Genomic DNA, 23,530 nt, shown 5'->3' on the forward strand with positions numbered 1-23,530 from the left:
AATGCTCCTTCTGACGTTCCCGGTACCTCACCGGGCGGCATGGCCGACGCTGGTGCTGCAGATCAGGCACGCCGGCCCTGCCACGGAGGTGGGTCGTCGGCCAGCCTGCGGGCCGTTTCCAGCATCGCGGCGTGGACGAAGGCCTGCGGAAAATTGCCGCGCAACTGTCGCTGTTCAATGTCGTACTCCTCTGTAAACAGACCCGGCGATCCGCAGGCCGCCCGGTTCCTTTCAAACCAGCGGGCAGCCTCGGTGATTTTTCCGCTTTGATGCAGTGCCATGGCCATGTCAAACCCGCACAGCAGGAATGCACCCTCAGCCTGCGCCAACGGCCGGCCGTCCTGGCTGAACCGGTACAGGTACCCATCGTCGGCCAGGTCATCGTGGATGGCTTCTAACGTGGCCACCGACCGTGGGTCCTCCGGCGGCAGCGCGCCGCGGATGACGGGCAGCAGCAGTGCCGCGTCCACCCGTGCGTCATGGGGAGCACGCTGCCAGCGCCCGGACGGATGCAGGCAGTCCTTGGTGACGTCGGTCACCAAGGCGTCTGCTTGTGAGGTCCACTTCGATCCTTGCGCCGGCGGAGCGTTTCGGCCGATGGCACGCAGACCAGCGGCACAAATCAAACGCGAATGCGCCCACTTGGCGTTGGTCAGTTCCCAGATTCCTGCATCCGGCTCCTGCCAGCGGTCCATAATGGCCTCGGCGCATACCTCGGCTGCCTTCCAATGCTCCACATTGAGCCTGTCGTTCTGCGCCGCCGAGGCGAACAGCAGCAACGACTCACCGAAAGCGTCCAGCTGGAATTGATCGTTGACCCAGTTCCCGGCTGTGCTCGATCCCCCCGGGTAACCCGGCAGGCCGACATCCCACTCATTGGGAACGCTGCCGCCGTTCACGGTGTAGGCCGGCTTGAGGTTTCGGCCGTCCTCCAGCAGCCGGCCGGCCACGAAGCGCACGGCGGCATCCAGGAGAGGGAATTCACCACACGCCGCCACAGCCTGCCCGACAAAGCACTGGTCCCTGATCCAGGCGTACCGGTAGTCGTAATTGCGCTTCTGCTCTGCACGCTCCGGAAGCCCCATGGTTGAGGCGGCCACCATGGCCCCGCTTGATCCAGTCATGCCGCACAGTACGGCGTAGGACTGGCGCGCGTCGTCCGCGGCGATGGTATTTTTGAACTTGGGCACGCCCTGCTGCCACGCGTTTTCGGTGGCACTCCACGACGCGTCGGCCAAGGCAACCGCTGCCGGCAGCTCCCGCCCGGAGATCTCCAGCACCAGGTCATGCTGGTCGCCCTCGGGTAACTCCAGGTAAAGCTCCAGCGCGCCGTTCACCACCTTCGCCTCCGCGGCACCACTGAGCCGCACCCGCAGTGCCCCTGTCTTTGCGGTCCAGAAACCGTCTTCGCAGGACAGCCTGCTCATCTTGTGCCGGCCAAAATTCGCCCGGGCGTCCAGGGTCATCCGCACAGCGGCCTGCCCTGACACGGCGCGGATTCGGCGCAGCAGCACGGCTCTGTCGGGATCGCCGGGGTAGGCCAATGCCTCCCGACATTCAATAATTCCCGTCCTGGTGATCCATCGGCTGCGCCAAACCAGGGTCCCGTCTTCGTACTGACCTCCCCAGACGGAGTGCGGATCAGTCGGGGTGACGGCAAAGTTTCCGGCGCCTCCGAGCAAAGTCGAGAATACCGCGTCGTCATGCCACGGGGGTGCACACATCCAGACCACGTCGCCGCGCGGGCCGATCAGGGCGCCGCGGGCGCCGTCCGCGAGCATCGCGTACTCCCGCAGCACATGCGGGGGGAACTCTCCCGGCAAACTCGTCAGCATACTGATGAGCTTAAGGGCAATGATTGCGCAAGCGCAATGAAAATCCGGTGAATACTCCGTAAAGAGGGAGCACTGACCGCCGGCGACAGCCGTTCGTCCGGCGTTGGGCAATGGGATGGCGCGGGGTTCGGCACTTTTTTGGCGCGGGAACCGGGTGCGGGAACCGGGCGTACCCGAAAAAACCTACAGCATGCGGATCATTCGGGTGTTGCCCAGCGTATTTGGCTTCACCCGGGCCAGGTCCAGGAATTCCGCCACGCCCTCATCCTGGGACCGCAGGAGCTCCGAGTACACGCCAGGACCGACCGCCTCCTGTTGTGCCATCACGGTAAAGCCGTGCCGGGCGAAGAAGTCCACCTCGAAGGTCAAACAGAAGACCCGGCTGACACCCAGCTCCCCCGCGGCGTCGAGCAGCTCCTCCGCCAGCGCGTGGCCCACCCCTCGGCCGCGCCACGCGGACGAGGTTGCCAACGTGCGGATTTCGGCCAGGTCCTCCCACATGACGTGCAGGGCCCCGCAGCCGATGACGTCGCCGTCGTGCTCCGCGATCCGGAACTCCTGCAGCGACTCGTAGTAGGCCACGGTCTCCTTTGCCACCAGGATCCGCTGATCCGCCAGCGGCGCAACCAGCGCCTTGATGGCAGGGACGTCGGAGGTGCGGGCGGGGCGGATATTTATTACGGGGGTCACCGGGCAATCCTACTGCTGCCCGGCTGCGGGCTTCCCGGCACGGTCCGCCGCGGCATACAGCAGCGTCTGAGCGGCGGCGAATTTCTTCCACTGGAACCGCCCAAGCATCGCAGATACCGGCCGGATGGCAATCCACAGATACACCGAGAGCGCCGGCTGGAAAACAGCCACCGGGATCGAGAGCAAAAACACCGCCCAGACGGCGGTGCTGCACTGGTAGCGGACTAAGGATGACCAGAACCGGTGACGGCTCAGCGCGCAAAAAAGTGAGTGTGGTGATCTGCCCTGACAGCCGTCGCTGTCCGGGCAGATCACCACACTCGCCCGTGTTCCGCGGGAGCGGCTGGTGCTGCTAGGCGCCCGCGGGCAGTGCGTCCGGGACGCGCGGCTTGGCCATGCCTTCGAACGTGAACTTGGCGTCGTCGCCCTCGCCTTCGACGTCGATGGCAACGATATCGCCGGCCTTGATCCGGCCGAAAAGGATCTTCTCGGAGAGCTGATCCTCGATCTCGCGCTGGATGGTGCGGCGCAGCGGACGTGCACCCATGGCCGGGTCGTAGCCGCGGGTGGCCAGCAGCACCTTGGCCGCGTTGGTCAGCTCGATGCCCATGTCCTTGTCCTGCATGCGCTTTTCCAGCCTGGCGACGAACATATCGACGATCTCGATGATCTCGTTCTGCGTCAGCTGCGGGAAGACGACCACGTCGTCAACGCGGTTCAGGAACTCGGGTCGGAAGTGCTGCTTGAGCTCCTCCGTTACCCGTGCACGCATCCGGTTGTAACCCGTCTGCGTATCCGTGAGGGACTGGAAGCCCGTGGCAACGCTCTTGGAGATGTCGCGGGTACCCAGATTAGTGGTCATGATGATGATGGTGTTCTTGAAGTCCACCACCCGGCCCTGGCTGTCAGTCAGGCGTCCGTCCTCGAGAATCTGCAGCAGCGAGTTGAAGAGGTCCGAGTGGGCCTTTTCAACCTCGTCGAAGAGAACCACGGAGAACGGCCTGCGGCGGACCTTTTCGGTCAGCTGGCCACCCTCTTCATAACCGACGTAGCCTGGCGGGGCACCGAAGAGCCTTGACACGGTGTGCTTCTCCGAGTATTCGGACATGTCGAGCGTGATCAGGGCGTCATCGTCGCCGAATAGGAACTCCGCCAGAGCCTTGGCCAGCTCGGTCTTACCCACGCCGGTCGGACCGGCGAAGATGAACGAGCCGCCCGGACGCTTCGGATCCTTGAGCCCGGCCCGCGTACGGCGGATGGCCTGCGAAATCGACTTAATGGCCTCATCCTGGCCCACCACGCGCTTATGCAGTTCGTCTTCCATTTTCAGCAGGCGCGACGACTCTTCCTCGGTGAGCTTGAAAACCGGAATGCCGGTTGAATTGGCCAGCACCTCCGCGATCAATTCTTCGTCGACCTCGGAGATGTCATCCAGCCCCCCGGACTTCCATCTGCGTTCCTTCTCCGCCCGCTCGGCAATGAGCTTCTGCTCCTTGTCCCGCAGCGAGGCGGCGCCCTCGAAGTCCTGGGCATCAATGGCGGATTCCTTCTCCCGCTTGATCTCCGCGATATGTCCGTCCATGATCTTCAGCTCCGGCGGCGCCGTCATCCGCCGGATACGCAGCCGCGCGCCGGCCTCATCGATCAGATCGATGGCCTTGTCCGGCAGGAACCGGTCGCTGATGTAGCGCTCGGAGAGCGTTGCGGCCGCGGCCAGCGCGCCGTCCGTGATGGAGACGCGGTGATGTGCCTCGTAGCGGTCACGCAGGCCCTTGAGGATCTCGATCGCGAGAGCCACATTCGGTTCGGCCACCTGAATGGGCTGGAAACGGCGCTCCAGAGCGGCATCTTTCTCGATGTGCTTGCGGTACTCATCCAGCGTGGTTGCGCCGATGGTCTGCAGCTCGCCACGGGCCAGCATCGGCTTCAGAATGGATGCCGCGTCGATGGCTCCCTCCGCCGCGCCCGCGCCGACGAGGGTGTGGATCTCGTCGATGAAGAGGATGATGTCGCCGCGGGTCCGGATTTCCTTGAGGACCTTCTTCAGGCGCTCTTCGAAGTCACCGCGGTAGCGTGAACCGGCCACCAGCGAGCCAAGATCAAGCGTGTACAACTGCTTGTCCTTGATGGTTTCCGGCACGTCTCCGCGGACAATGGCCTGGGCGAGGCCTTCGACGACGGCGGTCTTGCCGACGCCGGGCTCGCCGATCAGCACCGGGTTGTTCTTGGTGCGTCGGGAGAGGACCTGCATGACGCGTTCCATCTCGTGCTCGCGCCCGATCACCGGGTCAAGTTTGTTTTCGCGTGCAGCCTGCGTCAAATTGCGGCCGAACTGATCCAGCACGACGGAACCAGCGGGGGTGCCCTCCTGCTGGCTGGCCCCGGTGGCAACGGGTTCCTTGCCCTGATAGCCGGAGAGCAGCTGGATGACCTGCTGCCGGACCCGGTTGAGGTCCGCGCCGAGCTTCACCAGCACCTGTGCGGCAACGCCCTCGCCCTCACGGATCAGCCCCAGCAGGATGTGCTCGGTGCCAATGTAGTTGTGGCCGAGCTGCAGCGCCTCGCGCAGCGAAAGCTCCAGCACTTTTTTGGCGCGCGGCGTGAACGGGATGTGCCCGCTGGGCGCCTGCTGCCCCTGGCCTATGATCTCCTGGACCTGCTCGCGCACGCCATCAAGCGAAATGCTCAGCGACTCAAGTGCCTTTGCTGCAACACCTTCACCCTCGTGGATGAGACCGAGCAGGATGTGCTCGGTGCCGATGTAGTTGTGGTTGAGCATGCGGGCCTCTTCTTGGGCCAGCACGACAACACGTCGGGCTCGATCGGTGAATCTCTCAAACATTGCGCCACACTCCTAGCTACTGCGTACTTTGATGCTACGCAGATACGCGGCTCTATGGGTGCTTGTTCGCCACAGGGGAAATATGGCGGAGGTTAACTCAGCCGTTGGCGCGGAAGTATGCTTCCTGGATTTCCGCCTGGATCCGGCCCCGCTCACGCACCGGATAGCCATTTTCGCGTGCCCACCGCCGGATCTGGCCCACATCCTGGCTCTTCGCTGCGGGAGTGGAGCGGCTTTTCGCCACCCGCCCCGTGACCCGCCGGCCATTGGACGTATAGGCCCCAAGTGCCTCGCGCAGCTCACCGGCGTGGGCGGAGGAAAGGTCGATTTCATAGCTGACCCCGTCCAGGGCGAAGCGGACAGTCTCGTCCGCATGCCCCTCGTCGATGTCGTCAACGAGCGTGATTTCTACTTTTTGCGCCATCAGGACCCCTAACATGGATTCATTGACCAGGACTGATTCATTGACCGGGACTTACCGCTCCGGACTTATAGGCCCCGTTAATTGCCATTCGCAATTCATTTCTATAATGAGTATGGCGCGTTGAAGGTAGGCAGTCAAAGGTTGTTTAACCGCGGGCGGAATAGCTCAGGACTAATCCGCCCTTTCATCCGCTTCCCGCTCGGCCTGTGCCAGGGCCTCGCGTTCGGAACGGTCAGCGTTGAAAATGGCTCGCATCGCAAAGTAAAAGAGCGCGGCGAGGGCCACTGATGGAACGATAACCGCCAGGTAGGGGACGATAGCTGCTAGGTAATCCATTGTTTCCGGCTTCTATTCGGGTTTCATCAAGTTTTCGGGCTTCATGAGGGGGAAGAGAATCGCCTCACGTATTCCGACCCCGGTAAAGAGCATTACCAGGCGGTCAACGCCAAGGCCCAGGCCACCCATGGGCGGCGCTCCGTACTCCAAAGCCCGGAGGAAGTCCTCGTCGAGAGCCATGGCTTCCGGATCCCCGGCCGCCGCCTGCAGCGACTGCACGGTGAGGCGTTCGCGCTGAATCACCGGGTCCACCAGTTCGGAGAAGGCCGTGCCGGTTTCCTTGCCGTCGATAATCAGGTCCCATGCCTCAATGAGCCGGCCGTCCGTTCGGTGCTGGCGGGCCAGCGGCTGCGCGGACGGCGGGTAGTCACAGACAAAGGTCGGCTGGATCAGCGTCGGTTCAACGATTTCGCCGAAGAGCTCCACCACCAGTTTCTCGGCATCCCAGGACGCGTCAACCGCCACCTCGTGCCGCGCCGCCAGCGCCCGCAGCTCGGCCGCCGTCGTCTCCGGCGTAACCACCTGGCCAACGGAGTCGGACAGTCCCTGATACACCGGCAGCCACCGCCACTCGCCGTCGAGCTTCACGGTTCCGCGCGGCGTCTCGATCGTCCGCGAGCCGGCCGCATCGGCGCAGGCCAGAATGATGCGCTGCATAATTCCGGCCATGCTGAACTGATCGCCGTACGCCTCATAGGCCTCCAGCATGGTGAACTCGGGACTGTGGGTGGAATCCACGCCTTCATTGCGGAAGATGCGTCCTACCTCAAAAACCTTGTCCATCCCTCCGACAACGGCGCGCTTGAGGTACAGCTCAATGGCGATGCGCAGTGTCATGGGCTGATCGAAGGCGTTCAGATGTGTCCGGAACGGACGTGCGGCGGCGCCCCCATGGACCAGCTGGAGAATCGGAGTCTCCAGCTCGATATAGTCCTCGCCGTGCAGTGTGTCGCGGATGGCCCTGACGATCGCGGAGCGCGTGCGGACCTGATCGCGGGCCTCCTCGCGCACAATCAGGTCCACATAGCGCTGGCGGACGCGCATCTCCTCGGACAGTTCCGCGTGCAGGACCGGCAGCGGCCGCAGCGCCTTGGACGCCATCTGCCACGAGTCCGCCATGATGGACAGCTCGCCGCGCCGGGAGCTGATGACTTCGCCCCGGATATAGACGTGATCCCCCAGATCGACCAGGGCCTTCCAATCCGCCAGCGCTACCGCTCCCACCGCGGCCAGGCTCAGCATGGCCTGCAGCCGGGTGCCGTCCCCGGCCTGCAGTGTGGCGAAACAGAGCTTTCCGGTATTGCGGACAAAAACGACGCGGCCAGTGACGCCGACGACGTCGCCGGTAGCTTCGTCCGCAGCAAGGTCCGGGTATTTGGCCCTGACCTGAACCAGTGTGTGGGTCCGCTCAACGCCGACCGGATACGCCTGGCCGCCGCGCTCGATCAGCCGGGCGCGCTTTTCCATCCGGACCTGCATCTGTTCGGAGACGTCCGCGGCCTCCATGGCCGGCACCCGGTGGTGTGGGGTTGACGCAGGCAGGGTCGAGGCGGGCAGGGTTGAGGCAGTCAGCTGGTCAGTCAGGGTCTTGTCAGTGGTCACGGTACACAAGTTTAGTCCGACGACGGCGGCACGCCGGCATCCTCCAGCCCGGGTGCCGCAGCGCTCGCCACGGACCGAAGGGGTGCTCTTAATCGGCAGGGTATTTATCAGCGCCGTGATTTGCCGACACCTTTTCATTACCCGTGCACAATAACCTCGTACGGACTAAGCCTAAGAAGTTTACGTCCGGCGGAGCCCGGGCGGCTCACGCGGCGCTATGGAACTGCCCGCTCATTATTCGATGACAACGGATATCGCGGCGGTGTTCCGGCTGCAGTGCCTGCCCCCCGGTGATATCCTTGGTCGGGGTCCGGTGGATTTGATGGCTCGCAATACGGTGGCGAAATCCGCCGGCTCGCTGTCGGCACCGGAATTCCCCGGTTCAGCGGAATTCCCCGGGTCCCTGCCGACCCCCGGCAACCGGCGGTTTATGCGCCGGCGAAAAGACCATTATCCGCCCCGAAGCACCTTCTTCACGCCCGCTCCCCGCGCGCCCACCCAACAGGGCAGCGGTTAGCGCACCATTGCGAGGCGTATTGAAGTCCCAACTGCTGCGACCGGGTCAGAAGCCCAGTGGCATGCTGTCGATCAGACGGACCGGGCCGACCTGTGCGGCGATCAGGGCCAGGGCTTCTCCGGTAAAGGGCGTCTCCCGGCAGTTCTCCGCGCGCGGTTCGAAGGTATCCGGATCCACCACCTCGAAATAATCCAGTACCACCAGCCGCTGGCTGTCGATCATATCCATCACGGAGTCGGGATCCAGCGGTTCGTGTCGGTCGGCGCGGTCCCGGAGCAGCTGCAGCACCCTCGACAGAACCAGCGCGGCATCGCGTTCCTCTGCGGAGAGAAAGCGGTTGCGGCTGGAGAGCGCCAGACCGTCGTCGGCGCGCACCACGGGCACTGCGACAATTTCCACCGGAAAATTCAGATCCACGACCATCTGCTTGATCAGGGCCAGTTGCTGCGCGTCCTTCCTGCCGAAATAGGCGCGGTACTCCGCGGCCGTCGGAAGACACACATGCAGCAGCTTCGCCACCACCGTCAGGGCGCCGTCAAAATGACCGGGACGTGAAGCGCCCTCGTACTTACCCCCGAGGGGGCCTGAGGCGATGCACACCTTCGGCGGCCCGTCCGGGTACATCTGGGCAACGGGCGGGGCAAAAACCAGATCGACCCCTTCGGCCTCCAGCAGGGCCATATCCGCCTCCAGGGTGCGCGGGTAGCGCTGCAGGTCGGTCTCGTCGCCGAACTGCAGCGGGTTGACAAAGATGCTTACGACGACGACGTCGTTCCGCGCCGCCGCGGCCCGCGCCAGCATCGCGTGGCCTGCATGCAGGGCGCCCATGGTGGGCACCAGCCCCAGTGACGGGACGGCCGGCATCCCATCGCCGCCGGCCTGACCGCCGTCGGGATGAGTGCGTTTCCGCGCGAGCAGGTCCGCGCTTGCGGCCGCAAGCTCCGCAATGGTGGTGACAACCTGGATGGCCATAAGTTAGTCGCTTTCCTCGGTTGGGCGGAGTCCGTCGGTGCCGGTCCCGGGGTCCTCCGGCAGCAGGGCGGCCTCAATCCGGCGCAGCTGCGCAGCCGTGAGAAGGCCGCGGGCGGCCGCGCGGGCCGCCGTCGCCGATGCCATCGCCAAATATGCTGCCACAATATCCTGGACATCCTCCGGGCCATCCCCCGCGGCCAAATCCAGCCCGTATTCACGCAGCGCTTCCGAGTGCGCGGCCACCGTTCCGACGTCACCGCGGGCCACGGGGCCGGTCAGCGCCGACTCCCCCGAGGCCAGTGCGTTCTCCAGCGAGGCCCGCAGCAGCGGACCGAGCATCCGCTCCGGCGCCTCAACGCCGATGCCCGCGAGCAGCTGCGCGGATTGCGCCGACAGCGTGACCAGATGGTTGGCGGCATGCGCCAGCGCGGCGTGATAGAGCACCCTGTCCGCCTCCGCGATGACCACCGGCTCGGCTCCCATCTCCACGACCAGGGCCTGGGCAATCGGCAGCACCGCCGGATCCGCGGTGACTCCGAAGCTGCAGTCCGGCAGTCGGGCCAGATCCAAAGTCATTCCTGTGAAGGTCATGGCCGGGTGCAGTGCCAGTGGAATCACCCCGGCCGCCCGCGCCGGGGCGAGCACCGCGGTGCCATAACGGCCGGACGTATGTGCCACCAACTGCCCCGGGTGCCAGGCTCCGGTTCGGGCCAGCCCCTGCACCAACGCGGGCAGGTCATCATCCGGGACGGCCAGCAGCACCAGCTCGGAGCGTTCGACGATCTCCGGGATCGCCAGCACCGGGACGCCGGTCAGCAGATTTTCCGCGCGTTCCAAGGAGGCCTCCGACACGGCGGAAACCCCAACGACGGCGTGTCCCGCGGCCCGCAGGGCGGCTCCCAGTACAGCGCCTACCTTGCCAGCACCGATAACGCCGACGCCGAGCCGACCAGGTTTATTGCTCATATTGATTGTCCTTGTCTGCGCTGCTGGGCGAAGCCGCACCTGCCAGATCCGGCCCGGCCGGGCGTTCTTCCATCCAGCGCTCGGGTCTTCCTGTTCTGCGGGCGCTGGCCGCCCGGGCGGCCTGCCCGGTGAACAACTCCCGCGCCGAAACCAGATCCAGGTGATGGACCATGGGGCGGACCGGGCCTGCGGTGGAGTGCAGCTCGAAATCCACCAGTCCCAGTCGGCGCATCAGTGGACCCTGAAACAGGCTCAACGATTGGGTCCGCTCATGCGGGACCACCTGCAGCCGGCGGAAGAGCAGCCCGTGCCGGCACAGCAGGGCCGTGTCCGTGGCGCGGTAGGCATTGCGCCGCCAAGCGAACGGATCCAACAGGCGGGCGCGGCGCGGGGAATGGATGAAGCCCTGGTCCCGGCCCTTGCCGCGGAGACCGGCCGTGAAAACCCTCACCGGGTCGGCCACCCCGGGGTCCGGGAAGATCAGTCCCAGCACCGTCATGACCTCCGCCTCGGTACCGGCAGGCAGCACAACCGTGCGGCCCCCGCTGTCGCCGTGGTCCGCCCCGTAACCGGCAACGTTGACGTGCACCCGGTACCAGCCGGTCAGGCGCCACAAAGGGCTCTGTGTGACTCCGACGGCCTGCACCCTGCCGGGCGGAATGGTCTGGGCGCGCGTATCGAGCAGACCGTAATGCAGCCGGACTCCATCCGGGGACACCGCCACGCGGAAGTTGCAGTCAGTCGTGAAAGCCTTCCAGTAGGCCGCCCCGACCGCCAGCAGCAACGGAATGAACACGACCAGGAGGGCCGGCGAACCGGTGCCGAGAAGCGCACCCACGACGAGGGCGGTCAGCACCAGGGCCGCGACGGTGATACCCGAAAGCAGCGTGGCGCCTGCGATCCGGCCCGGCGTCAATGCCAGCACCTCCCGCTCGGGAGCCTCCGAAATCGCGGAAGGCTGGTCCGGATCGACCCGCATGCCCGACGCCCGGGCCAAGATGGCCGCCCGTAGGCGCTTCGCCTCGTCCAGATTCAAAAAGGAGAGCTTCATGGCGGACTTGCCGGCGTCCGCCACCTCAAATTTGAGCTCCGCCAGCGAAAATATGCGCGCCAGCAGCGGCTGCACCACGTCGATGGCCTGGACGCGGTCGATCCTCGCCTGCCGCTGCTGACGGAAGATGACGCCGCTGTTGACGCGCACATGATCATCGGTGACCTGGTAACGGGTGTAGAACCAGGACAGGAAAAAGACGACAGCAAAGATCACCACGGCAGCGGCCAGCACGGAAAGGATCAGCCACACCGGTGCCCCGCCTGGTCGGTGACGGCCGCCGGTGCCGATCGCCTGCACCAGATCGTCAAAGGAATTACGGCCAAAAACGACGATCAGGCCGACGACGGCGAGCCAGCCGCGCACCAACGGGGACACCGGGTGCACCCGGCGCCACTGATCCTCGGGGCCGGTCCGGAACCCGACGGCCGGACCCGGCGGGTTCGACTGCGGCGCAACGGCACCGCCGTCGTCGTACCCCTTCGCCGCGCTCACAGACCGGCCAGCTTAGCCTCACCGCGCGCGGACAACTGCTCCCGCAGCCGCGCCGCCTCGGCCGCGGGCAGTCCCTCCAGCACGGCGTTGGTGCTGGCCGAGGCCGTGTGCATCTTGACCGAGCTGAGCCCGAACGCCCGTTCCACAGGCCCCACAGAGACATCAACGTATTGCATCCGGCCATACGGAACCACCATGACGCGCTGGAAGAAAATTCCGCCGCAGATCAGCAGATCGTCGTCGCGCTCGGCATACCCGATGGCGCGGACCTGTCGCGGAATCAGCACCAGCCGCCAGATCATCGCCAGCAGCACCGCCAGCGGAAGGCTCCACGCCAGCCACGCGGGAAGGCCGCGCCACGGTCCGGTCAGGTGCAGCACCAGGGGCAAGGACGCGACAGTGGTCAGGACCAATGCGCCGAGCCCGCGTTCGATGAGCCGGACGGTCACCAGTTTCGGGGAGACACGTTCAAAGTCAAGGCCGACCGGGTCGATCGGTTCACGCATATTCTTCCTCGCCGGCACTATCGCGTTTCTTCCGTTCTGCCGGCGGGACGTCATCGTCCGGAGGGAGGCGGCAGAACCGCTCAACGATGAAGCCGACCGCCACCATTACGACGCTGCCGCCGACCATCGCCAAGGCAAGCCAGATGACCGTCAGGTTGCTGCGCAGCGCGATGGTGGGAAGCTGGTCCAGTAAAATACCGACATGCCAGCCGAACAGCAGTGCGCCGGCATAGGCGCAGGCCTGAGCCAGCACCCAGGTCCGGGCCGCCAGGATCGGGTTCAGCACCCGGTCCCGTTTGCCATTACGCCAGCTCCGTACACGCAGACCCAGCACAACAGTCATCGCGACGATGATTCCCATGGTCAGCAATGAGCTCAACGGCAGCACCGGAGTGGGCAAACTGGCGCGGTTGGCCAGCACTGTCGCCACCCACCCGGCGGCCCCGGATACCAACGCTATAACTGCCAGCCAGACGGGCCGGATGGTTCTCATTCTTCGCCTCACCCACGTCGGTTGCGCATCTGGTTCCACCGTACAGTTCTTGCAGACTTTTGTCCTTGCCGACTCCTGCGCCGGATGCCCGCGGACGACGGCGCAACGGCCGGCTTGCGCGCCGGCCGGCTTGCGCGCCGGGCGTCTTGCGCGGCGGCGGTTCTTGGGGCTGCGGTTTTTGGGGCTGCGGGGCTTGGTGCGTCCTGAGATGGTGGGGCCTGGTGTGTTTTGGGGCGGCCGGTGCCATCGGAATGTCAGCCCGTGGCACCGGATTCGCAGCTGTCATCGTCGGCAAAGTGCTCGATCCCGGGAAAATCCGGCGCCTGTGCGGCCAAAGCGGCCACCGGCTCGTCCGCCAGTGTGGCCTGCGGATCCATCAGCGCCCACGGGTACAGCACGAACGCCCGCTCCGCGGCCCGCGGGTGCGGCAGGGTCAGCTTTTCGTCGCTGCTGCTTAGTCCGCCGAAGGTGATGATGTCAACGTCCAGCGTACGCGCGCCCCAGCGCACGTCGCGGGTGCGCAGGTGGCGGTTTTCCACCGCCTGGCAATGCTCCAGGAGCCCGTAAGGGTCCAGCGACGTTTCGATCTCCATCACCATGTTGAGGAATTCCGGTTGGCCGGAAGGACCGCCCACGGGCCTGGTCTGCACCACCGGGGAGACGTCCCGCAGACGAACGTCCGGACGGTCCACCAGCTCCGCTACGGCAGCGCACAGGGTGTCGTTACGTTCCCCCAGGTTGCTGCCGAGCGCCAGCACCGCCCGTGTGTAGGGTCTGACGGCATCGGGTCTGACGGCATCGGGTCTGCTGGCGTCGTGTCTGCTCACGGGCTTTCCCGGTAAATGTTAATCGTTACATCGCCAAAGGGAACCTGAATCGGGGCCTTGGGCTTATGCACGGTGATCTCGACGGCGGACACGGGAAACGTGAGCAGAATCGCGGCGGCGATACGCTCGGCAAGCGTTTCGATCAGATCGTAGGCCTGACCGGTGATCAGCGCGCGGATCAGTTCCGCGACGTCGCCATAGTTCGCGGTCTTCTCCAGATCGTCGTTCTCCGCGGCGGCACGGATATCCGTGAACAGCACGGCGTCCACGATGAACGGTTGACCGTCCCTTTTTTCCCGCTCGAAAACCCCATGCCGGCCAATGGCGGTCACACCGGTGACGGTGATCCGGTCCAGGCGGCGCAGGGCAGACGGCGCGGGCGCCGCGTCAGGCTTCCCAGCAGCTGGCACAGCGTCTTCTTGCACAGCGTCCATATCCACAGCGTCTTCTTGCACGACGGCGTCAGTCCCGGTCATCAGCTTTGCCCCGGCCGCGGTCATCGGCTGGCCGGCCCGGTCGTAACGGCACCGGCGGGAGACAGCCGGTGGGCGCCCTGTCGGGCAGCCACCTTGGCCGCATCGAGATTGCCGGTGACATCGTGCACCCGCACACCCCAGGCACCCATCGCCGCGGCCAACGCCGTCGTGGCCACCGTGGCGCTGTCCCGTTCCTTAGGCGGCGCGGCCTTCCCGGCGCTGGCCAGCAGCGATCCCAGAAAGCGCTTGCGGGAGGTACCCACGAGCACGCGGTGCCCCAGCACCTCGAAGCGCTGCAGATTGGCCAGCAGTTCCCAGTTCTGTTCCGCATTCTTGGAAAAACCCAGGCCCGGATCCACGATGATCTGCTCCGGCAGCACACCGGCCTCGTAGAACCTGCCCCGGACGGCCATCAGTTCGGCGATGACATCCTCCACCACATCCGCGTACTCGTTCAGCGCGTCCATGGTTTTTGCCGTGCCGCGGCGGTGCATCAGCACATAGGGCACCCCGCGGGTGGCCACCAGCGCCATCATGTCCGGTTGCACGCTCATGCCGGACACGTCGTTGATCAGTGCCGCCCCTGCATCGAGCGCCTTGGCGGCGGTGTCGGCGTGCCGGGTATCCACGCTGATCAGAGCGCCGGCCTTCGCCAGCGCCCCGATCACCGGAAGAATGCGGTCCTGCTCCTCCTCCGCGGCCACCTCGGGCGCCCCCGGACGGGTGGATTCCCCGCCGATGTCAATGATGTCGGCACCGGCATAGATCATCCGCAGCCCATGCGCGATGGCCGTATCGAGTGAGTTGTGCTCGCCCCCGTCGCTGAAGGAATCAGGCGTGCAGTTCAGGATGCCCATGACGACCGCGCGGTCCGACGGCAGGTCCTCGAACCTGGCCGCCGGCCGCGGTCCCCGAAGGACCGGCAGGGGAGAGGTTGCTGGCCCGGTTCCGGGTGCTGCTGCGAGAGAATCCATAGGTTGCTGGTGTTACCTTCCAAGAATCAGGCTCATGGCTTCGGCCCGGGTGGCCGGCTCGTGCAGCAGGCCGCGCACGGCGCTGGTGACGGTTTTTGCCCCTGGTTTGCGCACGCCGCGCATGGACATGCACATGTGTTCACATTCGACGACTACTATCGCGCCGCGGGGCTTGAGGTACTTGACCAAAGCCTCCACAATCTGGGTCGTCAGGCGCTCCTGCACCTGCGGCCGCTTCGCGTACACGTCCACCAGCCTCGCCAGCTTGCTCAGACCCGTCACGCGCCCCTCCAAAGAGGGGATGTATCCCACATGGGCGGAGCCATGAAACGGCACCAAGTGGTGCTCGCAGGTCGAATAAAAGGGGATGTCCTTGACCAACACCATTTCCTCATGCGCGATGTCGAAGGTCGTGGCAAGGACATCCGCCGGATCCTGGTGCAGACCCGCGAAAACCTCGCCGTAAGCCTTGGCCACACGCTTGGGAGTGTCCAGCAGCCCGCTGCGGTCCGGGTCTTCGCCGATGGCCAGCAGGATCTCACGGACAGCTTTCTCAATCCGGGGCAGGTCGACCCGGACCTTTCCGCTCCCCGCTCTTGCGTCGTCGTCGTAATTGGTCACGTCATTGATCTTAGCTGCCGGGAGCTTGGCTGCCGGCCGGGTGCGGCGGGTGCGGCTCATCACCGGACTGGCCGGGCGTGGTGCCGTTCTGCGATGCCGAAGAGCCAGGCGCATCCACGCTGCCGGGCATATTGGCGTGGGCCAGCTGGTCCTGCGGCGCCACTGTTTCCGGGGCGGGCTCACTGGAGGCCAACGCATCCCGGCGTTCTTTATCGCTGACGACGGGCGGCAGATCCGATACCGGCCGGGTCTGCTTGGACAGCCAGACGTCGCGCAGATCCCGCTTGCGGATATCCCGGAAGATGTACTGGATTTCCGCCTGGTTCAGGGTTTCCCGCTCCAACAGTTCCAGCGCGAGCCGGTCCAGCACGTCGCGGTTTTCGTTCAGGATCGTGTACGCCTCGTCGTGAGCCTGGTCAATTAACCGGCGCACTTCCTCATCGATGACGTACGCCACCTGATCCGAATAGTCCCGGTCATGGCCGGCATCGCGGCCCATAAACGGCTCACCGCCGCCGGTGCCCAGTTTCACCGCACCAATCCGTTCGCTCATGCCATACTGCGTGACCATTTTGCGGGCGGTGGCGGTGGCCTTTTCAATATCGTTGGAGGCGCCGGTGGAGGGATCGTGGAAGACGATTTCCTCCGCCGCCCGGCCACCCATGGCGTAGGCCATCTGGTCCAGCAGCTCGTTGCGGGTCACGGAGTACTTGTCATCCTCGGGCACCACCATGGTGTACCCCAGCGCGCGGCCACGGGGCAGGATGGTGATCTTGGTGACGGGGGCGGTGTTCCGCAATGCGGCGGCGACCAGCGCATGCCCGCCCTCGTGATAGGCGGTGATCTTACGCTCCAGCTCTTTCATCACCCGGGTGCGTTTCTGCGGACCCGCCATGACGCGGTCAATTGCCTCATCCAGGGCCCGGTCATCGATGAGCTGTGCGTTGGAGCGTGCGGTCAGCAGCGCCGCTTCATTGAGCACGTTGGCCAGATCCGCGCCCGTGTATCCGGGCGTCTTCTTGGCCACCGCGTTGAGGTCAACCCCGGGAGCCATCGGCTTGCCCTTGGAATGTACGCGCAGGATCTGCTCCCGGCCGATCCGGTCCGGAGCCTCGACGGGAATCTGGCGGTCAAAGCGGCCCGGACGCAGCAGCGCCGGGTCCAGGACGTCCGGGCGGTTGGTGGCCGCGATCAGGATCACGTTGGTCTTGACGTCGAAGCCATCCATCTCCACCAGGAGCTGGTTCAGCGTCTGCTCACGCTCGTCATTGCCGCCGCCGATGCCGGCACCGCGGTGACGGCCGACGGCGTCGATCTCGTCCACGAAAATGATGGCCGGGGAGTTGGCCTTGGCCTGCTCGAACAAATCGCGCACGCGCGACGCACCCACGCCGACGAACATCTCGACAAAGTCAGATCCGGAGATGGAGTAGAACGGGACGCCGGCCTCGCCTGCCACCGCTCGGGCCAGCAGCGTCTTACCCGTTCCAGGGGGTCCATAAAGCAGCACCCCCTTGGGAATTTTTGCGCCCACGGCCTGGAACTTGGCGGGTTCCTGCAGGAACGATTTGATTTCGTGAAGCTCCTCCACCGCCTCGTCCGCACCGGCGACGTCCGTGAACGTAACTTGCGGGTGGTCCTTGGTGATCAGCTTGGCTTTGGACTTGCCGAACTGCATGACCTTGGAACCGCCGCCCTGCATTCGAGAGAGCAGGAACCAAAAAATAGCACCGAGAATAATGACCGGGAAGATCAGGCTCAGGATGCCTGACCAGAAGTTGTTCTGGATCGGCTGATCATCGAAGGTCTTGAGACTGGCCGAGTCGATGGCCTTGACGATGTCGGTGCCGCGCGCATCAACGAAGAAGAACTGAACGTTCTTGCCGGCCTTTACACCATCGGGGGTGGTGTAGTCATTCTTCAGCACCAGGTCCACGCGGTCTTCGCCGTTGAAGATCTTGGCAGATTCCACCTGACCCTTGCTGAGCAGACCCAGGGCGTCCGAGGTGTCGATTCTGGTGGAACCGCCGCCGGAGAGGGTACCGAACGCGATCAGGAGCAGCACGACAACCGCAACGATCCAAACGATTGGACCCTTGAAGATTTTCTTAATGTTCATGTGCTCGAGGCTTTGCCTCGCCCCTCCCGATCAATACGCCAGATAATTCAGTTCACCGCTTCAAGTAGACGCCACTGCACGACCACCGTACTAGCTTTACACGTCCGCAAACTTTCACGATCAACGCGTGGGAATAGTTCCCACGGCTGAACGCCCACCGAGGCATAGCCACCGCTGAGGTGCCTGGTTACTCGTAGATGTGCGGGGCCAATGTGCCGATGAAATCGAGGTTCCGGTACCGCTCCGCGAAGTCCAGGCCGTAACCGACCACAAATTCGCTCGGGATCTCGTACCCGACATACTTGACGTCTATTTCCACCTTGGCGGCCTGCGGCTTGCGCAAGAGCGTGCAGATTTCCACCGATGCCGGCCCGCGGGAGATCAGGTTGGTCTTCAGCCAGGAGAGCGTGAGCCCGGAGTCGATGATGTCCTCCACAATGAGCACGTGTTTACCCATCAGGTCCGTTTCCAGGTCCTTGAGGATCCGCACCACACCGGACGACTGGGTTCCGGATCCGTAGGAAGATACCGCCATCCAGTCCATGGTCACGTGGCTGTGCAGGGCCCGAGCGAGATCCGCCATCACCATCACGGCGCCCTTGAGAACACCCACCAGCAGCACGTCCCGGCCTGCGTAATCGGCATCGATCTGCGCAGCAAGCTCCGCCACCCGCTCCTGGATCTGCTCCTGGGAGTAGAGGACGTGCTTGAGATCGGCCTGGACGTCGTGTGAATCCACCCATTGCTCCTGGTGTTGAAGGGCTTTAGCTTTTGTCCGGTACGGATTACCCGGTGCAAACGTCAGTGCTCTTGCGCATTGCGTCTAAAGACTAGCTTCCCATAGGCGGAGGCGTCTTGGGGAACGGATCTGCTCCGCGGCTGCCGGAAGGCGCTGACGCCACCGGCGAGCTCGACGGGGCCGGCCGACCCCCGGCGTGCCAGCAGAGTCTCGGCGGCAAGCAGGCGCTCAAAGCTGGGCTGTTCCCCGCCCAGTCCGACGACGGCGAGCGCCAGGACGCGCTGTCTAAGCGCCGCCGGCAATGCCCGAAGGCCGGCTTCGGGGAGCTGGACCTCGGCGGCGGGAGCGGTTGCCGGCTCCCCTGCCAGCCGCCGGTATTCGACGGCAGCCTGCTCGTCCAGATAATCCGCGTCCTGCGCCAGGATGCGCGCGGAGCGGTACAACGACTGCGCAACACCCGGTCCCAGCTCATGTTCCAGGAACGGCAGCACCCGGCTGCGCACCCGTGAGCGCAGGAACGCCGGGTCCGCATTGGTCGGGTCGTGCCAAGGCTGGAGCCCCTCCGCGGTGCAGATATCCAAGGTCTCGGTACGCCGCAAGCCCAGAAACGGCCGCAGATAGACGCCGCGCCGCTGTGGGATACCGGCGAGCGAGCGCGTCCCGGAACCTCGGGCCAGACCCAACAGCACCGACTCCGCCTGATCATCGAGGGTGTGTCCGAGCAGCACGGTCCTGGCACCGAGCCGGCTGGCGGCCGCGTCGAGCGCCCGGTACCGCGCGTGCCGGGCGGCCGCTTCCGGACCCACGCCACCACGGGTAACCGTGACGGTGCTGATCTCCACTGGGTCCAGGCCCAGTCCGCGCAGGGTCACGGCCGTGGCCTGGGCCACCCGGTGGCTATGCAGCTGCAGCTGGTGATCGACGATGACCGCGCCGACACGGATTTCTCCGCGTCTGCTGAGGAAGGCGGCGACTGCGGCAAGCGCCAATGAATCCGGGCCGCCGCTGCAGGCCACCAGCACCAGCGGTGCGGGCGCCGCGCCCGCACCGAGGTCTTCAGGCGGCAGCGTATACTGGCCACGCGGTCTGCCTGTGGTGGAGATCCCCAGCAGGTCGCCGAGCATCTTGCGGGCCTTGCCGACCACGGGGTCGAGCCGGGGACGCGGACGCTGCCGGAGCCCCCCGTGCTCCTGCTCCTGCTCCTGCATTAGGGCTAAAGCCCCATCCGCTGGACCCAGAGTGTGGGGGCATGGATTTCCTGCTCGGTCGGCAGGTGGTCCGCGCTGGTCCAGACATGGTTAAATCCGGACATCCCGGTCTCCGCCACCACGCCCCGGACAAAGCGGGCACCGTCGCTGTACTGTCGCATCTTGGCATCCAGCCCCAACAGGTTGCGGATGAACTTCTCGAGTGCCCCGCGGTCCTTCCCGCGGGAGTTGAAGCGCTGCCGGATAGTGCGCACGCTCGGCACGATGCCTGCGTCTACGGCGTCCATGACAACGTTGGCATGCCCCTCCAACAGACTCATCACAGCCGTCAGATGCGAGAGCGCGGCCTTTTCCTCCGGGTCCTGCAATAGGTCCAACAAACCGCCGCGGCTGGGGCCGCCGTCGTGCGCCGCACTTTTCCGAGTCAGGGAACGGGCAGCGGAGACAAGTTTTTCGGCGAGCTTGTCCGTATCGCCCACCAGCAGGGTGCTGAGTTTCTCGATCTCGCTGAGCATATGGTCCCGCAGCCAAGGGGCAGCCGCGAACTGGACCCGGTGGGTCTGCTCATGCAGACAAACCCACAGCCGGAAGTCGGACGGGTCCACGTTGAGCTCGCGTTCCACCGAGATGATGTTGGGGGCCACCAGCAGCAGCCGTCCGCCGCCGGCAGCACCGGGACGTCCCGCCAGGGCTGCGAACGGATCATACTGGCCCAGCACCTTGCTGGACAAAAACGCCAACACACCGCCCAGCTGCGCGCCTGTGACGGTTCCGCTCAGCGCCACACTGGAGGGCCTCAGCGCGGCCGCCTGTTTCTTCGCCAGAGCGGCCATGGTCGATTGCATCAGCACGGAAAAACTCTGCGTATTCGCCTTCGCCCAGGACGCCCGGTCCACCACCAGCACCTGCGAATCGCGCAGGTCCCGCGCGGCATCCAAGCCGGTTATTTCATGCACATACGGAACGGAGCGGTCCGCCAGCAGGCGCAGGTCCGCCACGGCCGCACCAATTTCCTTCCCGCTCAGCGCCGGCCCTGCCGGTGCCAGGTTCGCGGCCGTCGAGGCGGCCAGCTCCCAATTGATCAGGCTGGGGCCCGGGGCTGCTGCACTGCTCTGTGAATCCATAGTCTCCATAAGACCACACAACGATTGCGGCCGGTCAGTAGTTCACCTCCCGGCATACCGGCGGCACATCAGGTAGCCGCGGTGCCGGGTCAGCCGCCGCAGCCGCAGCCGGCAAGGATGGTCGCGGCGGCGTCAATCACCGGTTTGGCCGCCGCGCTGCCGGCATTGAGATCGTTGCCGATAAAGGAAAACACCAGCAGGCGTCCGTCCGTATCCACGACGTACCCGGACAGCGAAATCACAGCGTTCAACGTTCCGGTCTTGGCCCGGACCAAGCCCGCTCCAGCGACGGTGCCCGGATCCAGGTAGCGCTGCCCCAGGGTCCCGCTCAGTCCGGCGATCGGCAGCCCGAGCAGACCCTGCCGCAGGTCCCCTGTGGTGTCCGCCAGCATAATTTTCACCGTCTGGGTCAGCTGTTCGGCGCTCACCCTGTCATCGGCGGCCAGCCCGCTGCAGTCCGCCAGCACCATCGAGTCGGTCTTTACTCCCAGCGCCGCCACCGTTTCCTTAACCGCTTCGCTGGCGCCGGCCGAGGAACCAACCCTTTTCAGCGCTACGGCGCTCAACCGGCCAAGGGTTTCGGCCACGTAATTATCCGAATCCCGCAGCATGTATTCGATCTGCTCCCCCACGGTCGCCGAGCTGACCTCCGCGAGCGTCCTGGCGCCGTCGTCCGCCTTTCCGCGTTGGATATCCGGGTCCACGTCCACCCCGGCAGCCTTCAGCGCGGCGGCGAATGCCGCCGCGACGCTCATGGCGGAGTCCTGTGGCCGGGCACCGACCGAGGCGTCCGGAGTTAAACGGGCCCCGTAGAGCGCCATCGGGAATACCGGCGCAATTTCCCCGGCGACCACGTCGCCCTGCAGCCAGGCCGGGTTGAGGGCCGGGCCGGTGAAAAGCGTGTCATCGACGGTGATCCGCACCGGGCCGCCGGCGCCGGTGGATTCCAGGGCCGCCGCCGTCCGGGCCGCCAGGGTGGCGACGCCGGCATGGCCCACGGTGGCCTCCACCTCGCTTTGCCCCTCGCCGAGCAGCACGTCGCCGCCGGCACGGAGCACAATGGAGCCCGTCCCGGCCCCGGCCAGAACCTTGGTGCTGAGCCGGGTTTGGGCCCCCAAGGTTTTGAGGGCCGCCGCCGCGGTCAGCAGTTTCAGGTTGGACGCCGGCAGCCTACCGGCCGAGGCGTTGCGGCTGTACAGGATCTGTCCCGTCGCCGCGTCCTGGACCAGTGCGGTGTAGTTGCCGCCGTCGGCGTCCATCAAGGTAGCATCGAGGGCTTTGGAGAGAACTCTACCGTCCGGAACAGGGGCGTTGGATGACAGCGGGTTGATGCCGGAGACGGTGCTCAGCGCGGTGGGAAGCTGCTGTGCCGCGGGAAGTTCCGGCAGCGTGGCGGTGGCCGGCGCGGGACCGAAGACCGGCGCCAGATTCATCCCCACGGGCACCGCCAGAACGCCGAGGGCAATCGCCAGCACGGCCGCCGTCAGAATTTTTGACGTCCGGCTCATGGTGATAAGGGTTCCTTCGGTGCGGCGGAAAATCGGGACGGGCAGGCGGGCGGTGGGAGCCCAGGTTTCGGCGCAGCACCGGCCGCTATATCCTACATATTAGACGGAACCCCGGTCTGCCTTCGCGTTGCCGATCGGCCGCGCCGGCCTTGCGGGTTTCCCACACCACCATCCGGCCCCGGACGCCCTCAGGCGACGGTCCACTGCCAAGGAGCAACAGATGAAGCACGACGTCACCATCGAGATCCCGCGCGGGTCCCGCGTTAAGTACGAAGTTGACCATGAAACCGGCCGGGTCCGGCTGGACCGGGTGCTCTTTACCTCCATGGGTTACCCCACGCATTACGGTTATTTCGATAACACTCTCGGTGAGGACGGCGATCCGCTGGATGCGCTGGTGCTGCTGCAGGAATACGATCTGCATCCCGGTGTCGTGGTTGAGGCACGTCCGATCGGGGTGTTCAATATGACGGACGACGGCGGCGGGGACGCCAAGGTGATCTGCGTCCTCGACGACAAGCGCTACGACCACATCCAGGAAATCTCCGATGTGGACGACTTCCTGATCAAGGAAATCGAGCACTTCTTCACGCATTACAAGGATCTGGAACCCGGCAAATGGGTCAAGGCGGAGGGCTGGGACGACCGCGCCGCCGCGGAGGTCGAGCTCGAAGCTTCGATCAAGCGCTTCGTGCCGACCGCGCACTAGACTGGCTGCCTATACCTTGCGGCGGCTCGCGCACCTGGTGAACCCCCGATTGGTCAGCCAGAGCAAGAAAATTCTCCGATGACAATTAAGATGACAAATAAACCGTCAGCAAGTCGTAGTGTCATTCCCGTGCTTTCATGACACCAACGTGAAACCAAATGCACGGGATCGGCGCCCGTCCGGACCGGTGCAGCCGTGGCCCGGGGCAGCCGCGGCCGGGTTCATGGTGTACCTGCTTTAGCTGCCGCCGCTTCGCAGTCGATAGCGGATGGTATCCAGATCGGCCAGCTCCCCGGAAGCCACGTCGATGGTCAGGTCATAAGCTTGCCTTCCGTCATGCCGCCACGGCCAGTGCTTCCTCAAGCGTCAGACCCGGATCCGCGAGTAAGAACTTTTTGACAGGGGTGTGTTAAACCGAACAAGTGCCCCTTGAGCTGGGAAAATAGTAGTTGCGAAGCCAAAATTTTCCAGACAGAGAAGGACACCTGTTCAGTGG

22 protein-coding genes are annotated in these 23,530 nt (G+C 65.1%); 1 reads left to right on the plus strand and 21 read right to left on the minus strand.

Features of this window, described 5'->3' with window-relative positions:
• Positions 1-62 precede the first annotated feature (62 nt).
• From QMG52_RS02430 to dacB, 21 genes are all read right to left on the minus strand, one after another.
• Complete coding sequence (locus QMG52_RS02430; RefSeq protein WP_283558830.1) at positions 63-1,835, minus strand: glycoside hydrolase family 15 protein; 1,773 nt, start codon at positions 1,833-1,835, stop codon at positions 63-65.
• Between the two features lie 183 nt (positions 1,836-2,018).
• Positions 2,019-2,525: an amino-acid N-acetyltransferase gene (locus QMG52_RS02435; RefSeq protein ID WP_283558831.1), complete on the minus strand. Its 507-nt coding sequence runs from the start codon at positions 2,523-2,525 to the stop codon at positions 2,019-2,021.
• Positions 2,526-2,534: 9 nt separating this feature from the next.
• Positions 2,535-2,711, minus strand: a complete 177-nt coding sequence (locus tag QMG52_RS02440) for a hypothetical protein (RefSeq protein WP_283558832.1) — start codon at positions 2,709-2,711, stop codon at positions 2,535-2,537.
• 166 nt (positions 2,712-2,877) lie between these two features.
• On the minus strand, positions 2,878-5,367 hold the full coding sequence (locus QMG52_RS02445) for an ATP-dependent Clp protease ATP-binding subunit (protein WP_283558833.1): 2,490 nt from the start codon (positions 5,365-5,367) through the stop codon (positions 2,878-2,880).
• Between the two features lie 97 nt (positions 5,368-5,464).
• Entirely contained in the window at positions 5,465-5,791 is a 327-nt protein-coding gene (locus QMG52_RS02450) for a histone-like nucleoid-structuring protein Lsr2 (protein WP_283558834.1), read from the minus strand.
• A 171-nt stretch (positions 5,792-5,962) separates the two neighbouring features.
• Positions 5,963-6,127 (minus strand): hypothetical protein, encoded by a 165-nt coding sequence (locus tag QMG52_RS02455; protein ID WP_283558835.1) that lies wholly within the window; start codon positions 6,125-6,127, stop codon positions 5,963-5,965.
• Between the two features lie 12 nt (positions 6,128-6,139).
• Positions 6,140-7,633 (minus strand): lysine--tRNA ligase, encoded by a 1,494-nt coding sequence (gene lysS, locus QMG52_RS02460; protein WP_283558869.1) that lies wholly within the window; start codon positions 7,631-7,633, stop codon positions 6,140-6,142.
• Between the two features lie 658 nt (positions 7,634-8,291).
• Positions 8,292-9,218, minus strand: a complete 927-nt coding sequence (gene panC / locus QMG52_RS02465; RefSeq protein WP_283558836.1) for a pantoate--beta-alanine ligase — start codon at positions 9,216-9,218, stop codon at positions 8,292-8,294.
• A 3-nt stretch (positions 9,219-9,221) separates the two neighbouring features.
• The gene (locus QMG52_RS02470) at positions 9,222-10,184 is read right to left on the minus strand and encodes a Rossmann-like and DUF2520 domain-containing protein (protein WP_283558837.1); all 963 of its coding nucleotides are present in this window, start codon (positions 10,182-10,184) and stop codon (positions 9,222-9,224) included.
• Positions 10,174-11,730, minus strand: a complete 1,557-nt coding sequence (locus tag QMG52_RS02475; protein ID WP_283558838.1) for a PH domain-containing protein — start codon at positions 11,728-11,730, stop codon at positions 10,174-10,176. The genes QMG52_RS02470 and QMG52_RS02475 overlap by 11 nt, the downstream gene beginning before the upstream one ends.
• Positions 11,727-12,236 carry a PH domain-containing protein gene (locus QMG52_RS02480; RefSeq protein WP_283558839.1) on the minus strand — a complete coding sequence of 170 codons (510 nt, stop codon included), beginning with the start codon at positions 12,234-12,236 and terminating at the stop codon, positions 11,727-11,729. The genes QMG52_RS02475 and QMG52_RS02480 overlap by 4 nt, the downstream gene beginning before the upstream one ends.
• Positions 12,229-12,729, minus strand: coding sequence for a DUF3180 domain-containing protein (locus QMG52_RS02485; protein WP_283558840.1), 501 nt, complete (start codon positions 12,727-12,729; stop codon positions 12,229-12,231). Before QMG52_RS02485 ends, QMG52_RS02480 begins: the two co-directional genes overlap by 8 nt.
• A gap of 254 nt (positions 12,730-12,983) precedes the next feature.
• The gene (gene folK, locus QMG52_RS02490) at positions 12,984-13,556 is read right to left on the minus strand and encodes a 2-amino-4-hydroxy-6-hydroxymethyldihydropteridine diphosphokinase (RefSeq protein WP_283558841.1); all 573 of its coding nucleotides are present in this window, start codon (positions 13,554-13,556) and stop codon (positions 12,984-12,986) included.
• Positions 13,553-14,032, minus strand: coding sequence for a dihydroneopterin aldolase (gene folB / locus QMG52_RS02495; protein WP_349361643.1), 480 nt, complete (start codon positions 14,030-14,032; stop codon positions 13,553-13,555). The genes folK and folB overlap by 4 nt, the downstream gene beginning before the upstream one ends.
• A 20-nt stretch (positions 14,033-14,052) precedes the next feature.
• Positions 14,053-15,006, minus strand: coding sequence for a dihydropteroate synthase (gene folP / locus QMG52_RS02500; RefSeq protein ID WP_283558842.1), 954 nt, complete (start codon positions 15,004-15,006; stop codon positions 14,053-14,055).
• Positions 15,007-15,018: 12 nt separating this feature from the next.
• Entirely contained in the window at positions 15,019-15,627 is a 609-nt protein-coding gene (folE, locus tag QMG52_RS02505) for a GTP cyclohydrolase I FolE (protein WP_283558843.1), read from the minus strand.
• 10 nt (positions 15,628-15,637) lie between these two features.
• Positions 15,638-17,746 carry an ATP-dependent zinc metalloprotease FtsH gene (ftsH, locus tag QMG52_RS02510; RefSeq protein WP_283558844.1) on the minus strand — a complete coding sequence of 703 codons (2,109 nt, stop codon included), beginning with the start codon at positions 17,744-17,746 and terminating at the stop codon, positions 15,638-15,640.
• A gap of 187 nt (positions 17,747-17,933) precedes the next feature.
• Positions 17,934-18,485 (minus strand): hypoxanthine phosphoribosyltransferase, encoded by a 552-nt coding sequence (gene hpt, locus QMG52_RS02515; RefSeq protein WP_283558845.1) that lies wholly within the window; start codon positions 18,483-18,485, stop codon positions 17,934-17,936.
• Between the two features lie 62 nt (positions 18,486-18,547).
• On the minus strand, positions 18,548-19,693 hold the full coding sequence (gene tilS / locus QMG52_RS02520; RefSeq protein WP_283558846.1) for a tRNA lysidine(34) synthetase TilS: 1,146 nt from the start codon (positions 19,691-19,693) through the stop codon (positions 18,548-18,550).
• Positions 19,694-19,698: 5 nt separating this feature from the next.
• Positions 19,699-20,826, minus strand: a complete 1,128-nt coding sequence (locus QMG52_RS02525) for an Rv3626c family coenzyme F420 biosynthesis-associated protein (protein ID WP_283558847.1) — start codon at positions 20,824-20,826, stop codon at positions 19,699-19,701.
• Between the two features lie 80 nt (positions 20,827-20,906).
• Entirely contained in the window at positions 20,907-22,325 is a 1,419-nt protein-coding gene (gene dacB / locus QMG52_RS02530) for a D-alanyl-D-alanine carboxypeptidase/D-alanyl-D-alanine endopeptidase (RefSeq protein ID WP_283558848.1), read from the minus strand.
• A 220-nt stretch (positions 22,326-22,545) separates the two neighbouring features.
• Here dacB and QMG52_RS02535 point away from each other — a divergent pair, with 220 nt between their 5' ends.
• Positions 22,546-23,034: an inorganic diphosphatase gene (locus QMG52_RS02535; protein WP_283558849.1), complete on the plus strand. Its 489-nt coding sequence runs from the start codon at positions 22,546-22,548 to the stop codon at positions 23,032-23,034.
• The last annotated feature ends 496 nt before the right edge of the window (positions 23,035-23,530 follow it).

It is taken from the genome of Paenarthrobacter sp. PH39-S1, from assembly GCF_030063245.1.
In the GTDB taxonomy this organism is placed as follows: Bacteria; Actinomycetota; Actinomycetes; order Actinomycetales; family Micrococcaceae; genus Arthrobacter_M.